The 14741-nt window shown below is 56.6% G+C and carries 15 protein-coding genes; 3 read left to right on the top strand and 12 right to left on the bottom strand.

The window, feature by feature from the left end; all coding sequences use genetic code 11:
• Positions 1 to 95 precede the first annotated feature (95 nt).
• The 8 genes from hemN to hmgA form a co-directional block, all read right to left on the bottom strand.
• Entirely contained in the window at positions 96 to 1451 is a 1356-nt protein-coding gene (gene hemN, locus Q0C28_RS02135; RefSeq protein WP_293572999.1) for an oxygen-independent coproporphyrinogen III oxidase, read from the bottom strand.
• Positions 1452 to 1591: 140 nt separating this feature from the next.
• Positions 1592 to 2317: an NnrU family protein gene (locus tag Q0C28_RS02130; RefSeq protein ID WP_293572998.1), complete on the bottom strand. Its 726-nt coding sequence runs from the start codon at positions 2315 to 2317 to the stop codon at positions 1592 to 1594.
• Entirely contained in the window at positions 2307 to 2936 is a 630-nt protein-coding gene (gene maiA, locus Q0C28_RS02125) for a maleylacetoacetate isomerase (RefSeq protein WP_293572997.1), read from the bottom strand. The genes Q0C28_RS02130 and maiA overlap by 11 nt, the downstream gene beginning before the upstream one ends.
• A gap of 54 nt (positions 2937 to 2990) precedes the next feature.
• Positions 2991 to 3212: a DUF2783 domain-containing protein gene (locus tag Q0C28_RS02120; protein ID WP_293572996.1), complete on the bottom strand. Its 222-nt coding sequence runs from the start codon at positions 3210 to 3212 to the stop codon at positions 2991 to 2993.
• The gene (locus Q0C28_RS02115; protein ID WP_293572995.1) at positions 3212 to 4831 is read right to left on the bottom strand and encodes an FAD-dependent oxidoreductase; all 1620 of its coding nucleotides are present in this window, start codon (positions 4829 to 4831) and stop codon (positions 3212 to 3214) included. Before Q0C28_RS02115 ends, Q0C28_RS02120 begins: the two co-directional genes overlap by 1 nt.
• A gap of 97 nt (positions 4832 to 4928) precedes the next feature.
• Positions 4929 to 5879, bottom strand: a complete 951-nt coding sequence (locus tag Q0C28_RS02110; protein ID WP_293572994.1) for an MBL fold metallo-hydrolase — start codon at positions 5877 to 5879, stop codon at positions 4929 to 4931.
• Between the two features lie 82 nt (positions 5880 to 5961).
• Positions 5962 to 7218, bottom strand: a complete 1257-nt coding sequence (gene fahA, locus Q0C28_RS02105) for a fumarylacetoacetase (RefSeq protein WP_293572993.1) — start codon at positions 7216 to 7218, stop codon at positions 5962 to 5964.
• 140 nt (positions 7219 to 7358) lie between these two features.
• Positions 7359 to 8687: a homogentisate 1,2-dioxygenase gene (hmgA, locus tag Q0C28_RS02100; protein ID WP_293573042.1), complete on the bottom strand. Its 1329-nt coding sequence runs from the start codon at positions 8685 to 8687 to the stop codon at positions 7359 to 7361.
• Between the two features lie 101 nt (positions 8688 to 8788).
• Here hmgA and Q0C28_RS02095 point away from each other — a divergent pair, with 101 nt between their 5' ends.
• The 3 genes from Q0C28_RS02095 (at position 8789) to Q0C28_RS02085 (ending at position 11032) form a co-directional block, all read left to right on the top strand.
• Positions 8789 to 9253 carry a MarR family transcriptional regulator gene (locus Q0C28_RS02095; protein ID WP_293572992.1) on the top strand — a complete coding sequence of 155 codons (465 nt, stop codon included), beginning with the start codon at positions 8789 to 8791 and terminating at the stop codon, positions 9251 to 9253.
• Between the two features lie 115 nt (positions 9254 to 9368).
• The gene (locus Q0C28_RS02090) at positions 9369 to 10607 is read left to right on the top strand and encodes an adenylate/guanylate cyclase domain-containing protein (RefSeq protein WP_293572991.1); all 1239 of its coding nucleotides are present in this window, start codon (positions 9369 to 9371) and stop codon (positions 10605 to 10607) included.
• 158 nt (positions 10608 to 10765) lie between these two features.
• Positions 10766 to 11032 (top strand): VPEID-CTERM sorting domain-containing protein, encoded by a 267-nt coding sequence (locus Q0C28_RS02085; RefSeq protein WP_293572990.1) that lies wholly within the window; start codon positions 10766 to 10768, stop codon positions 11030 to 11032.
• 27 nt (positions 11033 to 11059) lie between these two features.
• On the opposite strand, the gene xrtE is transcribed toward Q0C28_RS02085, so the two are convergent.
• The 4 genes from xrtE to rplS form a co-directional block, all read right to left on the bottom strand.
• A complete protein-coding gene (xrtE, locus tag Q0C28_RS02080; protein WP_293572989.1) occupies positions 11060 to 12664 on the bottom strand; it encodes an exosortase E/protease, VPEID-CTERM system in 1605 nt (534 codons plus the stop codon).
• Between the two features lie 10 nt (positions 12665 to 12674).
• A complete protein-coding gene (locus Q0C28_RS02075) occupies positions 12675 to 13484 on the bottom strand; it encodes a division plane positioning ATPase MipZ (protein ID WP_293572988.1) in 810 nt (269 codons plus the stop codon).
• Between the two features lie 223 nt (positions 13485 to 13707).
• Entirely contained in the window at positions 13708 to 13929 is a 222-nt protein-coding gene (gene rpmE, locus Q0C28_RS02070; RefSeq protein WP_293572987.1) for a 50S ribosomal protein L31, read from the bottom strand.
• Positions 13930 to 13940: 11 nt separating this feature from the next.
• A complete protein-coding gene (gene rplS, locus Q0C28_RS02065) occupies positions 13941 to 14315 on the bottom strand; it encodes a 50S ribosomal protein L19 (RefSeq protein ID WP_293573041.1) in 375 nt (124 codons plus the stop codon).
• Between the last annotated feature and the right edge of the window lie 426 nt (positions 14316 to 14741).

Below are 14741 nucleotides of genomic sequence, written 5' to 3'. Positions count from 1 at the left end.
ATGGATCAGAAAAACGGCTGCCGCGAGCTCCTCATCTCGCGACAGCCGGATCCCACAAACGGAGCGGCACTGAGGTCGTGACCCGTGCGGCAGCCTCAGGAGGCTTGGCTGTAGCGCACGCCCTCTGGTTTGTGGGTGTCAAAAGTGCTGGCAATCATGCGGGTCAGCGGACGTCCTGCAGGTGTGATCGTCAGTTTGTCCCCTGACCAAGTCACCAATGATCCGTAGACTTCGCAGACCTCCTCGATGTGTGGCGCCAAGGCTTCGGCATCATCGCCAAACTGTTTGGTCAGCGCAGGCAGGTCGAGTGTGAAATCACACATCAGCATTTCAATCGTCCGGGCGCGTAATTTGTCTTCCGGTTGCATTGCATAGCCGCGCGCACCAGGTAGTTGCCCCTCTGTGATCCGTGCGATGTAGGCGGCAGTTGCCGGGGCGTTCTGTACATATCCAGATGCAAAACGAGAGATCGACGAGGCCCCAATCCCGACCAATGTCGGGCAATGATCATCAGTGTACCCTTGGAAATTCCGGCGCAGATGCCCGCTGTGTTTGGCTTTGCATAGGCCGTCCTCTGGCTTGGCGAAGTGATCGATCCCGATGCTTTCAAAACCAGCGCCGTGCAACAGTCCAGCGGCGGTTTCTGCCAGGCCAAACCTGTTCTCGTCACTCGGCAGGGCCGTGTCATCAATCAATTGTTGGCGTTTTGCCATCCAGGGGACATGAGCGTATCCAAACAGCGCAACGCGGTCGGGGGCAAGACTGAGAACCTTGTTGACGGTGTCTGTGATCCTGGGTTTGTCCTGATGTGGCAAACCATAGACCAAATCTGCGTTGAGCGAGTGGATGCCTGCTGCCCGCAAGTCATCCACGCAGCGTTTTGTCACGCTAAACGGTTGTTCGCGGCCAATGGCTGTTTGTACTTGGGTATCAAAATCCTGAATACCGATGCTGGCCCTGTTCATGCCCTCTGCGGCCAGGGCTGCGATCTTGGCTCGATCCACAAGCGTCGGATCAATCTCGACAGAGAACTCGCAATCTTCGGTCGGTTGAAATACCGCTTTCACGGCCTTTGCCAGACGGTGGATCAGCTCAGGAGACAGGATGGTGGGTGTGCCGCCGCCCCAATGCAGCCTGCCCATTCGGAGCCCATCAGGGATGTGCTTCGCGATGAGGCTCAATTCCTGCTCCAGCACGCCGATGTAGTTTTCAACCGGGTTCAGAGTGCGGGTCCCTTGGGTGCGGCAGGCACAGAACCAGCACAACCGCTCACAGAAAGGAATGTGAATATAAACCGACACTGGCACATCGACGGGCAGGTTGGCCAAGGCAGCTTCTTGGAAGGTGCCTCCGACGTCCGTGCCAAAAATAGGCGCTGTTGGGTACGACGTGTAGCGGGGCACACGACTGTCAAAAAGACCCAGGTTCCGGAGGCGATCAATCTGTTTCATGCCGAGCAGAGTGACGATGTCTGCCCTCTGCGTCTTTGAGCCAAATCAAATTGGTGAAACGAGTACCTGCTGGCAGGTAGATCGCGTTCATGGACGACGCGTCGATCAGACCTGCCAGTCAGACATGTCGGATATGCGCATCACCAATGCGGCAGGGGCGATACCCCAAGGATCCTTTCATGCATGCTGACGGCGACAAGCCAGAGCAGCAGGCCGATAGCTGCACGATATGCCATCGACTTGCCGTTTTTCTGACGCCAGGACGGGCTTAGGAGGGGCCGCAGCGACAAAATTGGAGCCTGGGCAAAAAACCTGCGCGGGGCAGCGGTGCCATCGTTTTGGGCCAACTGCGATGATGCAGCCCTGTCAAAAAGAACCATCGCCCCCAAAGCCAAGGTGACCGACATGGCAAAGATAAGCCCGTGCGCGAGATCTCCGTTGGCACAAAGATGGGCTGCCGCCCAAAGCGTCAAAGCCAGCAGAACCGGATGGCGCGATATCGCTGCGCGACCAAATTGGGCCTCTGAGGTGGGCGCATCCCTGCGACCAGCGAGCGTGTAGGGCGTTTCAACACCCACGCCGATGGCGGTGAGGACAAACACAAACGGCATCGCGACGAACGGAACCCATTTTTGCCAAGCTGCATATGGCCAAAGTTCGACGTAAGGCGCATTTGCGGTGGCAACCAAAAGCCAAACCGTCATCAAGACAGAGACCACGCCATAGATGGCGAAATAGGGCCCGCGCCCCAATCGCATGATCAGTCTACCGCGCAAATCACCCACACGGGGCAGGAAGTGGGTGAGCATAAAGCAGACCAAAGCGGCACTATACGGACCCCATGCGAGTAACATATCAGACGGCATCAGGGTGGGCATCCTGGAAGGCCTGCAGTTGATTACATCGATCTTCAATCTCGCAAAGTCGTGGCAGATCATCATAGCGCACGCCCCAGCGCCGCGCATTGTACAGCTGCGGAATCAGGCAAATATCTGCAAGTGAGGGGCGTGTGCCGCAGCAAAAGACTGCATCCCCCTCTGACCCCAGCGCTGCGGCAAAGGCCGCGAGGCCTGGCCGAATAAACCGCTGCATCCAGTCCTGTGTCTGTGGCGTGTTATCCGAACAGATCTGCTGAACATGGCGCAGTACCTGAAGGTTGCAGATCGGATGTATATCAATGGCAAGAATTTGGGCCAACGCCAACAGCTGCGCGCGGGCGGCAGGCTCAGCCGGCAACAGCGACAAGGAACGCGTTTGATCCAGGTAGTCCACGATCGCCAGTGATTGGCACAGGCGATGCCCATCGATGTCCAGCACCGGAACAAACCCCTGTGGATTGCGGGCAAGATGTTCCGGCGTCCGCTGGTCGTCGTTCTGCAGATCCACTTCTACCGCCCGGTAGGGAACATGCGCGAGGTTGAGCGCAATCCGAACCCGGTAACTCGCCGAAGATCTCCAATAGTGAAAGAGAACCGTTTCAGTCATCTGTCTGTCTTGAGCTTTGGAATGTCACTTTGCCAAGCTAACGGGCGGAACAGATCACGGGCGATCGTCATCCGCCGGAACGCTGGGTTGCGCGGCCGCTAACGCTTGGCTCAGTACCTCATTGTCGCCGATGTGGTTGGCCAAGATCAGAACCAAACGCGCATGCAGCGCCTCGCTTTCGGTTTTGTCCAATCCGTCATGAGCGGCCAAAAGCTCTGCGTAGAAGTCGTCGGCCCGGTGAATGTTAGGGGTCAAAATGAGCTGGTGTTCGGCCATTACAAATCGTGCTCCTTACCGATGACGCGGCGCAGGGCGGCGCGGACCAAATCGTCATCAAATGTCGGCCATCTTGCGGCGACATGTTGATCCGGTCGAATGAGGTAAACTGCGCCTTCAGCCGCACCCATATAGCGTTCACGCAGGGCCTGTGTGGTATCATCCGCGCATGAGAGAGAGAGCCGTTGAGCAGTAATACCGCTTTCGTTGATGTGCTCTGGGGCCTCTGCATCAATCGTGAGCAATGTGAAACGGTCCCCAAGCTGTGGCAGCAAAAAGACGTCTTCAAGCGGCACATCAGGGCAGGGGCTGCCCGGTGCGCTGCGCGCCGGTCCGTCCAGGGCATCCGTTGAGGTGAGCGGAGAGTGGACATAACTGCAGGGCGCGGACAGACGACCAGAGTTCACAAGCGGTCTGGCAAATTCGTATTGTTCCGACAGGTCAAGGACCGCATCTCTCAGCAGGCGACTGATGTCCGATTTGGGCGTGATAAAGTCGGTAGAGCGGGATGAGTTCAGTATGTTTTCATCTGCGCCAAAAACACGTTCGGTATCATAGCTGTCCAACAGGTGTTCACTGGCGGCACCATCAATCACCAGCTTGAGCTTCCAGCATAGATTATCGACATCCTGCAGACCCGAATTCGCGCCACGCGCACCAAAGGGGGAGACTTGATGGGCTGCGTCACCTGCAAAAATGACCCGCCCGTGCCGGAACTTCTCCATACGGCGGCACTGGAACGTATAGATCGACACCCAGTCGAGCTCGAAGGGGATATCGGGCCCCAGCATGGCGCGGATCCGGGGGATGACATTTTCGGGCAGCTTTTCTTTTGCTTTGTCGATGTCCCAGCCCAACTGGAGATCAATACGCCAAACGCCATCCGGCTGTTTGTGGAGCAGTGCGGACTGCCCTGGGTTAAAGGGAGGATCAAACCAGAACCAGCGTTCGGTCGGAAACTCAGCGTCCATAATCACGTCTGCAATCAGGAAATTGTCTTCGAAAACCCGCCCGACAAAATCCAAACCCATCATCTGTCGGGTGGGTGATCCTGCCCCATCGCAGGCCAGCACCCAATCCGCTTCCAAGGCGTAAGAGCCTTCGGGTGTTTCAATGTCTAGCGTGACGTGATCATCGTGGTTTGTGATGGCCGTCAGCCTATTGCGCCCGCGGATTTCGATCGGCGCCCCTTCCTGTTGCAAGGCTCTGACGCGCTGAACCAGGTAGTCTTCGAAATAATATTGCTGCAGGTTGACGAACGCAGGTCTCTGGTGGCCCTTTTCCGGAAGCAGGTTGAATTCATAAACCTTCCGGTCGCTGAAAAAGACTTTGCCCAAATTCCATTGCACCGCTTTATCGACTAGGGCATCACCAATTCCAAGACGATCGGCGATCTCCAACGTGCGTTTGGCAAAACAGATCGCGCGGCTGCCCAGGCTGACTTTGTCGTTGTCGTCCAGAACAGTGACACGAATCCCCTGTTGTGCCAGATCCACTGCCGCGGCCAATCCGACAGGACCGGCACCAATGATCACAACTGGGTGCCGCGCGGGTGTCGTGCGATCCTGATCTTCGCTGCGTTCGTATGAATACAAGGGAACTTCAAAGATCTTGTTCATTCGGGTCCTCCCAAATTCGATCTGCAGTGGGTCGTGTCAAATAAGATGCCGACGCCATCCGTTGCGGTTGATGCAAGGACGGCGCCGTTGCATTGCATCAGCCCTGCAGGGCCTCCCACATCTCTAGATCGCGTTGCGCGGTCCAGATGCGCGGGGTGTCGATACCGCGGGCTTCATCATAAGCCCGCGCCACGTTGAAGGGCAGGCAGTGCTCATAGATTGCATAGTCCGAAAACTTTGGGTCACATTCAGCGCGCACCGCATCCCAGGCATCTTTTAGCGATCCGTTGCGGGCAGCCACTTTGGCAGCCGGACGGTAAGTGCTGTCGACAAAGTCGCGGGTGCTGTCGATGGCGGCGTTGACCATTGATTTGCCCACCAATGCATCCCCGCGGCCCGGTGCGATGGCATCGACATCAAATGTCTTGATGGCGTCCAGGGTGTGGCCCCAGTCGTTGAAATGGCCATCGCCGCAATAGCATGCGGACTGATATTCGACGATGTCGCCAGTGAACATGACGTTCTGATCTGGAACATGAATGACTGCGTCCCCTGCTGTGTGCGCCCGGCCCAGATGTTTGATATCGACCCGGCGATTGCCCAGATAAACGGTCATGGAAGACTGAAATGTTGTGGTCGGCCACGTGAGACCCGGGATACTGTCATGCCCTTCAAAGAGGCGCGGGAACCTTTGGAATTCGCTGTCCCAGTCTTCTTGTCCACGTTCCACCACCATGGCCCGCGCTTTGTCCGACATAATGATTTGCCCCGCACCAAATGCGGATGCGCCAAGGACGCGGACTGCGTGATAATGGGTGAGAACAACATGGCTGATCGGCTTGTCCGTCACCGTGCGAACACAGTCGATGACCTTTTGCGCCAGTCTTGGGGTAGCTTGTGCTTCAATGATCATCACAGAGTCATCGCCCACAATCACACCGGAGTTTGGATCGCCCTCTGCTGTGAAGGCATAAAGGCCCTCTCCGATTTCATCGAAGGTGATGTTCTTTTCGGTCATGTCCCCTTGGGACGCGAATGCCTTGGCCATGGAGTGTCCTTTTTGTCGTCGTGCCAAAGGCGCGGTTGTGCGCCTCCGGCGGGGATATTTTTGGCAAGAGGAAAAGCTGCTCTTACCGTTTGAAAGGGTCAGTCAACGCCGGCAGGAGCGTGCCGCGGCAGTCTCCGAAGCCGATGTTATAGCCGTCGCCTCGTGCGGTTCCTTTGAGGGTTAGCGTGTCGCCGTCCTCCACGAAGGAGCGGGTTTCCCCACTATCGAGTTGAATGGGGTCTTTTCCGCCCCAGGCCAATTCCAGGAGCGATCCGCGGCTGTGTGCGTTTTCGCCAGAAATGGTGCCCGATCCAAGGAGGTCACCGCTGTTCATCGGGCAACCGCAGGAGCTGTGATGCGCCAGCTGCTGGGCTGCTGAGTAGTAAAGCTCTTTGCTGTTGGTACGGGAAATGGTGGTGTCGCTCTGTCCGGATGGTGCAAGAGTGATGTCCAGATCGATATCATAGAGCATCGGTCCACAGTCTTTCAGGTGGTCCAACAGCTCCACGTCGCGTTCTGGGGCGGAACAGCGAAAGGGTTCCAACGCCGCTTTGGTTACGATCCAGGGGCTGATTGAGGTGGCTGTCGCCTTGGCCTGAAACGGGCCCAGCGGCTGATATTCCCAGGCTTGTATGTCGCGGGCGGACCAATCATTCAGCAGCACATAGCCAAAGATGTGATCATCGGCGTCTTGCACAGAGAGAGGGCCGTCAGAGCTGGTTCCGACGATTGCTCCGATTTCCAGTTCGATGTCGAACCGTGCGCTTGGTGCCCAGCGGGGGTGAGCGTCTTGTGGGCCTTTGAGCTGTCCCCAAGGTCGGCGCACCGGTGTGTCAGAAACCACCACGGAGGACGCGCGGCCGTTGTAGCCAATCGGCACGTGCAACCAATTGGGCGGCAATGCGTTTTCCGGGCCGCGAAACATGGTGCCGACGTTGATGGCGTGATGTTTGCCCGCATAGAAGTCAGTGTATTCACTTACGGCGAATGGCATGTGCAGCTCTGCGGTGTGGGCAGGCACCAGCAGCGGTTCGACGTCCGGCTGTTCGGGAGCGCCCAGTGCCAGCAGCGTCTGCAGCCGGTTGCGCAAAGCCGTCCAGACCGCGGGGCCCTGTTCCATCAAGTCATTCCAATAGGGCACCTGAAACAACGGCTCATCGGTGAGGCGCACCAGACCTGTTTCTTCCGCGGCTTGCAAATCCAGGATCATGTCCCCGATGGCGACGCCACAGCGGGGCTCGTACGATGTGGTTGAAAACACGCCGTATGGCAGGTTGTTCAAAGGAAAGGGATGATCTGGGTCGTTTGCAGATGTAACCCAGGATGTCAGCAGTGGCATGTTTTGCCCTTTTTGTTGGCAACGCAGCGGCGCCTGTTTCGTTTGGCGCCTGTGTCGTATGGCGTCTGTCCGATTTGGTAGCAGGCTATGTCAGCAGCAACCGGCGTATTTCCGTACCGATCCTGCTATCTGGTGGCGGGTCACTTCTTGCCCGGTGTGCCGTCGAATTTCTTTTCTATGTCGGACCAGCAATCAATATAGTCATCCTGAAGCGGAGCTTCGTTGGCTGCAAACGCGGTCAGATGTTGCGGGAAGCGGGTCTCGAACATGAAAGACATGGTGTTATCGAGTTTTTCCGGCCCCAGGTTGGAATTGGAGGCACCTTCAAAGGCTTTTTTATCCGGGCCGTGGGGTAGCATCATGTTGTGGAGGCTGACGCCGCCAGGCACGAAACCCTGCGGTTTGGCATCGTATTGACCGTAGATGTTACCCATCAGTTCGGACATGATGTTCTTGTGATACCAGGGTGGTCGGAATGTGTTTTCAGCTACCATCCACCGTTCCCGGAACAAAACGAAGTCGATATTGGCCGTACCAGGTTGGCCGGATGGGGCCGTCAGTACCGTAAAGATCGACGGATCGGGATGATCAAACAAGATGGCACCAACCGGGCAATAGGTGCGCAGATCGTATTTGACGGGCGCGTAGTTGCCGTGCCATGCGACGACGTCCAAGGGTGAATGACCAATTCTGGTTTCGTGAAACTGGCCACACCATTTGATCGTCAGGATCGACGGTGTCTCGCGATCCTCAAACGCTGCAACCGGGGCTTTGAAATCCCGAGGGTTGGCCATGCAATTTGCACCAATTGGACCCCGGCCGGGCAATCCGAATTTCTGACCGTAGTTTTCGCAGACAAAGCCGCGGCACGGTCCTTCCAATACCTCAACGCGGTAAACCAATCCACGTGGTAAAATAGCGATTTCCTGTGGCGCAACGTCAAGAATGCCAAGCTCTGTTGCAAAACGCAGACGCCCTTCTTGTGGGACAACCAGCAATTCGGAGTCGGCAGAGTAGAAATAGCTATCGATCATCGATGCGGTGACCAGGTAGATATGGCTTGCCATGCCGACCTGAGTGTTCACATCGCCCGCAGTCGTCATTGTGCGCATGCCGGTCAGCCAGGTCAGCCCATCATCCCCATGCGGGATCGGGTCCCAACGGTATTGGCCGAGGCTGATTACGTCGGGGTCAACGTGAGGGGCCGATTTCCAATAGGGGTGATCGACCTTTTGGTATCTGTGCGAATGTTTGACGGAGGGGCGGATCCGGTAGCACCAGGTGCGTTCGGGTCGCTCGGCGGTGAATGCGGTTCCGCTGAGCTGTTCTCCGTAAAGGCCATACTCGCATTTCTGAGGGCTGTTCATGCCTTGTGGCAATGCACCCGGCAGAGCTTCGGTTTCAAAATCGTTGCCAAAACCCGGCATATATCCTTCATGCGGCCCGGGCGTGGCGGGGGCTTGGATCATGGAATGTGGGTGGTCAGTGAGGCTCATGCTTGTGTCCTTACTTACGTGTCACGTCTTGGGTAATAGTTGATTTTGTAACTAACAAGCCGTAGGTCGGGATCATGATGGAAAAAGATGACTTCGACCTGCAGGATTTTCTGCCCTATCTGCTGAACCGCGCCGCAGAAGAGGCGTCACTTGGGTTTCAGCAGTATTACAAGAGCCGGTATGGGATGCTGCGCAATGAATGGCGGGTGTTGTTTCACCTGGGCTGCTATGGTCGCATGACGGCCAAAGACATTGGTGACCGCGCGAAAATCCATAAAACAAAAATCAGCCGAGCGGTTGCGAAACTGTCTGAGCGGCGATTTGTGGTCCGGCAACGTGATATGCAGGATCGTCGTTCCGAGCATCTCGAACTGACCGCGCAAGGCAAAGCCGCCTACCGGGATCTCTGCCAACAGGCGGCATTGTACGACCAGCGTCTTGCTGCGCCGTTTTCCACGGAAGAGCGTGAGATCCTGCGCGTTGCGCTGAAAAAACTGGCGGGTATTGCGACAGGCGCTGAACCTGGGACCTCTCAATAACAGGTCTCAGGCGGCTAATCCTGCTTTCTGCTGGGGTAGGAGTGGACATTGCGACTGTGAGTGACCAGATTGGTTCCACATTTTACATACGGCACGCCAGCGAGAGACCCGTTTCATGATGTCTGATGATCCCCGTGCAAAACCAATCGTCAAATGGCTTACGACCTTGGGTTTGGGCGAGACCGATCGTGAAGAATTGCTGCAGGGATATGCAACACGGCTGGTGGACAACGGTGTTCCGTTGTGGCGCTTTCATCTGGCGCAGCGTGCCTTTCATCCCAAATACGGCGGCACCGGGTTCAGTTGGACGCGGAACGAGGGGATGAACTACGAGTTCTTTGAACATAGTGAAACGCCGGTGCCAGAATGGCGGCGCAGTACATTCTATCACATGCTCGAAAACAAGCTTCCGGAACTGCGCAGCCGTTTCAGCGCAGAGGACCGGGAGACGTTTCCCGTTTTGCAGGATTTCTTTGAGCGTGGAGCGACTGACTATCTGGCTATCGGGTTGCGTTTTGGAGACTTCATCGACGCCCCCTTTGATCCGGCGCGCCCAGGTGAAGGGCTGCTGGCGTCATGGGCAACAGATGCGCCTGAGGGGTTCTCTGATAGCGACCTTACCTTGATCAGGCAAACCTTTGAGACGGTTGGCCTTGCGCTGCGTGCCGCCTCGACCCATCAGATGGCAAAAGATCTGTTGCAGGTCTATCTGGGCCGGGATGCGGGACGTCGGGTGCTGTCCGGGGAAATCCGCCGTGGGTCCTCTCGTCAAATCGATGCGGTGATCTGCTATTTTGATCTAAAGGGGTTCACGCAGCTTGCCGAGCAGATACCGGGCACTGAACTGATCGAAATGCTCAATGATTATTTCGGTATCGCGGTTTCGACCATTCAGGGGTTTGGCGGCAATATCCTCAAGTTCATGGGCGATGGCGTGTTGGCGATGTTCGACCTGGGCAGTATTGAAGAAGACGCAGACACTGCATTGGCGGCGGCAAGTGAACTTCAAAAACAGATGCGGCTCCGGAACATTGATCGCGCCACAGAGGGGTTGCCGATTGCTGATTTCACCTTCGCGCTCCATGCAGGTGAAATCCTCTATGGCAATATCGGATCGCAAACCCGGCTTGATTTCACCGTGATTGGACCGACGGTCAATCAGACCGCGCGTATTTCTGGCCTTCATGCCTCTGTCGGGCGCAGTATTATCGTGTCGGAGCGGGTACATTCTGCGGCGAAACCGGGCACTCGCGATCTGGTGTCACTTGGCCGGTATATGTTGCGTGGTGTGGCCGAACCGGTGGAGTTGTTCACCCTTTATGAACCCGACGAATTGAGCCATCCGATACAATAGGTTCGGTTGCGCCCTGATCTATCCGCGCATCCGTTGCCGCCAGAAAGTGTTAAATTTGCCTTAATTTGATCACCATCCCAGCCTATCCAGAAGGTATCTTTTGTGCCGTGAATAGGGGGCTTGATGTGGTAGTGAGGTCTGTTTTCTCGAAGTCTGCTGTGGGAATCATTGCGTGGTTTGCACATGCGTCCTGGGCTGCCGCGGCGGGTCAATGGCCAACACCTGGTGGTCGCTGGGGCGGCAGCGGCTGGGGGCAGGGCTGGGGCCAAGGATGGGGCAATGGCAACACGGGCGGATCCGGCAACGGGGTGCAGACGGTCCCGGAGATCGACGTCAGTGCCGGAATGTTGGCCGTCGCCGCTGTTGCAGCTGGGTTGCTTCTTGCATGGGAGTTGCGTCGCCGCCGCCGTGGCGTGCAGGGCTGAATGTGTGCGCTGCCGCCATTTGTCGGCTCAGAGCAGCGCCCAAAATCCCTTTGCGTAGGCAAAGTATGCTATCGTCAGATTGGCGACGATATGCGCCACAACCGCGGCGCCCAAACCGCCGCCGCGCAAAAACAGCGCGCCAAATATGATGCCAGACACCATGCCAAGCACAAAGCGGTCATCATGCATCAAGCCAAAAAGGGCCGATGTCACGAGCAAGCCCGCCAGCGTTCGCAATATGTTGCTCTGATTTCCTGCCAGGCGTTTCAGCAGATATCCACGAAAAAACAGCTCCTCGACAATGGGGACCAGCAGGACTGATCCCAGCAATCTGGTCGATATCCAGAATGCAGACTGCGGATCCTGTGCCAGCCCGTTGCCCAGCTCTGCAGCGGCAGCGGTTACCCAGACGGCGCCAATTCCGGCGCCCGCAGCGATGTCAATTGATCGGGGGCGGTATCGCAAGCCGCTCCATATTGCGGGCAAGAAAAAGAGTACGGCCGCTGCCATCAGCGCGCTGCGCAGGGGATATCCGTCCGCCGGGTCTGCCCAAAGCGCAGAGGTCATGACACCGCTGAGCATCATCACGATGAAGGGTACAATGGACGCCAACAGAAAATCCTGCCGCATTGGTGGCACCTGCGTGTCTGCGGCCTGTGTTTCGACCTGCAGCCAGGGCATCCGGTGCGCCACCATCAGAACTGCAAGCGCCAGTAGCGTAAAGAGCAGCCAGCCTGCGTAGCTGTGAAACCCGTTGACGGCGTGTTCCGGGGCGACCCATGCGCCTATCAAAATAAGACCTGAGATGCGCAGGATGTTGAAAGCCCAACTGATGATAAGTGCAGCGGGGAACAGAAACAGCCAATATCTGCTCTGCCGGATGCTGCGGCCCATCAGCGCCGAGTAGAGCGCCATAAAGACGGAAATGAGCGCGAACCCCTCCACGCCGGAGCAGGGCTCACCGATTTGAACCAGAAAGTCATCCACGCGGATCAGATGCTCTGCCGGATTGGTCCAGACAGAGGCGCCGATGGCTTCCAATGCAGTGGCGACAAGGAAAAATGTCAAACTGGTGAGCGCTTCAATATTCCACAGGGGTTCAATGCTCTTTGCCAGATCCGGCAGCACAATGGCTGCTATAACTGCGATAGCTGCTGCTGGTCCGCTCGCCCACAACCAGTGGCCCCATTGACGCAGCGGGAGCAGCGCGAGACTTGCACCAAATCCGGCCAATCCCCCTCCGAGGACCACAAGAATGAGTGTTGGGTAGATCCACGCATTGATGCCATTGGGGCCAAATGCGGCGAGGGGCGCAAACAGAAGAATGACTCCCACGGCATTGACGGCCAAGGCCCCTTTTCTGACGGGATGCTTTGCAATCAGGTCGCGCAATCGTTGCCATGCACTCGGGACCAAAACCAGAAACACCCCCATCAGCGCGATGGCTGATATCAGCCGACCGGCGATGGATCGCACTGCGGTGCAGGTTGAATTGGCGACGGTCAGATTGCATTGCACATCCGCAAGCAATTGATACGCGACCATAACGGCCAGCAGTTCGCCACCGAGCAGCGCCAGTATGGAAAAAAATCGCCGGGACCCGTTCCCCGTTACCTGGGGCGCGGGTGCCATGCGATTGGCGTCAGATGTCAACGTCTACACCAGGCAGATTGAGCGCTTTCATCATGTCCCGCAGCTCCTGACGGGCTGCGATGTTTGAAATATTCAGCTGTTTGACACCGATGTCTTTGAGATCCAGCAGCGTCAATCCACGGGGGAAGAGTTCGCGGAACACAACCCGCTCTGAAAAGCCGGGCGCAACACGAAACCCGATCCGCTTCGACAGCATGTTGATCGCGCGTTCCATCTTTTCTTTGTTGACCATACGCTGGGTGCCGACCCGATTTCGGATCACGATCCAATCGATAGGCTTCAAACCAGCCTGCGCGCGCAGCTGTCGGGCGTTCCACACCATTTCGGAATAAACCGAGGGACCGGTGATTTTTTCACCTTTTTGATCAGTGTGTGCCAACAGGTCAAAATCAACAAAGCTGTCGTTCAAAGGGGTGATCAGAGTGTCGGCCAACGAGTGGGCAACCTGGCTCAACCGGGTGTGGGAGCCGGGGCAATCGATCAGGATAAAATCATTGTTGGGTTCAAGTTCAGAGACCGCAGCCGACAGACGGTGATCGTAGATGTTTTCTCCGGGTTGGAGACTATCGGCATCGATTTCAGGCAGCTCATGCAGCTGCACCAAAGGCAGATCCAGTGACGCCTGCTGCATGAATGTCTTGCGGTTTTCCAGATAGCGGCCAAGGGAACGTTGGCGCAGATCAAGATCGAGCGTTGCTATCTTGTGACCCAGCCGCGCGAGTGTTGTTGCGACATGCATGGAGACGGTTGATTTGCCTGCGCCGCCTTTTTCGTTTCCGACGACAATAATATGCGCCACGTCTACTTCCCCCAAGAACCATATGCGGATTTCCGCATGCATTTGCGCTGAGTATACGGCTCAGGCGAATCGATGGGAAGGCGTCAAATCCTTGGTTTAGGGTCGAAGTTAGGCTCTGACTGCAGAGCCTGGGCCGACAGGGGGAGGCATGGCAAGACCCGCACATCTGAAACGAAAAACGCCGCCTCGTAGGGGCGGCGTTTCAAAAGACATGTAAGCGTTCTTAGAAGCCCAGGCCTTCGTATTTCTTTTTGAACTTGGAAACACGGCCACCTGCGTCCATCAGACGGGTGGTGCCGCCGGTCCAGGCTGGGTGCACTGTTGGGTCGATGTCCAGTGCCAGCGTGTCACCCTCTTTGCCCCAGGTGGAGCGCATTTTGAGGATGGTGCCGTCGGTCATTTTGACGTCGATGAAGTGGTATTCTGGATGTGTATCGGCTTTCATAATACCACTCCTTAGGCTTTTTTGGCTTTGTAGTTTGTATCTTCTGCAATACGCGCGGACTTACCGCGACGCGAACGCAGGTAGTACAGCTTGGCGCGACGCACGCGGCCACGGCGCACTACGGTGATGCTGTCGATGTTGGTGGAGTGCAGCGGGAACACACGTTCCACACCTTCACCAAAAGAAATCTTACGAACGGTGAACGAACCGGCAATGCCTGCGCCGTTTTTGCGGCTGATGCAGACACCTTCGTAGTTCTGCACGCGCGAACGGCTGCCCTCGGTCACTTTGTAGCCAACACGGATAGTGTCACCGGCTTTGAAATCAGGGATCTCTTTCCCCAGGGCGGCAACTTGTTCCGCCTCCAACTGTGCGATCAGGTCCATCGCATCTCTCCTAAATTTGCCCACGGTTTGGTCCGCAGAGGTTTGTTCCGTCATGAGAGCTCTTGGTCTTCACCGGATCCGCAGTTGCGTCCGCCAGAGATCACGTCGTCTGTTCCTTGTCTCTGATGCGTGGAGCGCCTGTTCAAACCGAAGAAGGTTTTAGGTGCTTGCCCCATATGTCAGAAGTCCGGGCACGCGATTGCGAATCCAGACTGGTGGCTTTTACGGCTGAATGTCCTTGGAATCAAGAGCCATGCACCGGAACGATCAGCGATGATGTCTCAGGGCCATCGATGGTTTCACAACTGCCTGCTCAGCCACCCCAAAGTATCGCGAAAACAAGCGCCCGAAGACCGATAACTCTATCAGGGTTGTGTAAATCAGGGCAGGGGAGAGTGGTGGGGCTGTGCGAAGTTATGGGCTGTG

Origin of the sequence: Phaeobacter sp. (genome assembly GCF_022825805.1) — a bacterium.
Lineage (GTDB): Bacteria > Pseudomonadota > Alphaproteobacteria > Rhodobacterales > Rhodobacteraceae > Phaeobacter.
This window is presented reverse-complemented; position numbering and strand designations above follow the sequence as displayed.

Bases quoted from the DNA above. Each gene is read 5' to 3' on its own strand.
- Q0C28_RS02120 (WP_293572996.1), bottom strand. From the start codon at position 3,212: ATGGCCGAACACCAGCTCATTTTGACCCCTAACATTCACCGGGCCGAC.
- hemN (WP_293572999.1), bottom strand. From the start codon at position 1,451: ATGAAACAGATTGATCGCCTCCGGAACCTGGGTCTTTTTGACAGTCGT.
- Q0C28_RS02110 (WP_293572994.1), bottom strand. From the start codon at position 5,879: ATGGCCAAGGCATTCGCGTCCCAAGGGGACATGACCGAAAAGAACATC.
- xrtE (WP_293572989.1), bottom strand. From the start codon at position 12,664: ATGGCACCCGCGCCCCAGGTAACGGGGAACGGGTCCCGGCGATTTTTT.
- Q0C28_RS02115 (WP_293572995.1), bottom strand. From the start codon at position 4,831: ATGAACAAGATCTTTGAAGTTCCCTTGTATTCATACGAACGCAGCGAA.
- hmgA (WP_293573042.1), bottom strand. From the start codon at position 8,687: ATGATCCAAGCCCCCGCCACGCCCGGGCCGCATGAAGGATATATGCCG.
- maiA (WP_293572997.1), bottom strand. From the start codon at position 2,936: ATGACTGAAACGGTTCTCTTTCACTATTGGAGATCTTCGGCGAGTTAC.
- Q0C28_RS02095 (WP_293572992.1), top strand. From the start codon at position 8,789: ATGATGGAAAAAGATGACTTCGACCTGCAGGATTTTCTGCCCTATCTG.
- fahA (WP_293572993.1), bottom strand. From the start codon at position 7,218: ATGCCACTGCTGACATCCTGGGTTACATCTGCAAACGACCCAGATCAT.
- rplS (WP_293573041.1), bottom strand. From the start codon at position 14,315: ATGGACCTGATCGCACAGTTGGAGGCGGAACAAGTTGCCGCCCTGGGG.
- rpmE (WP_293572987.1), bottom strand. From the start codon at position 13,929: ATGAAAGCCGATACACATCCAGAATACCACTTCATCGACGTCAAAATG.
- Q0C28_RS02130 (WP_293572998.1), bottom strand. From the start codon at position 2,317: ATGCCGTCTGATATGTTACTCGCATGGGGTCCGTATAGTGCCGCTTTG.
- Q0C28_RS02090 (WP_293572991.1), top strand. From the start codon at position 9,369: ATGATGTCTGATGATCCCCGTGCAAAACCAATCGTCAAATGGCTTACG.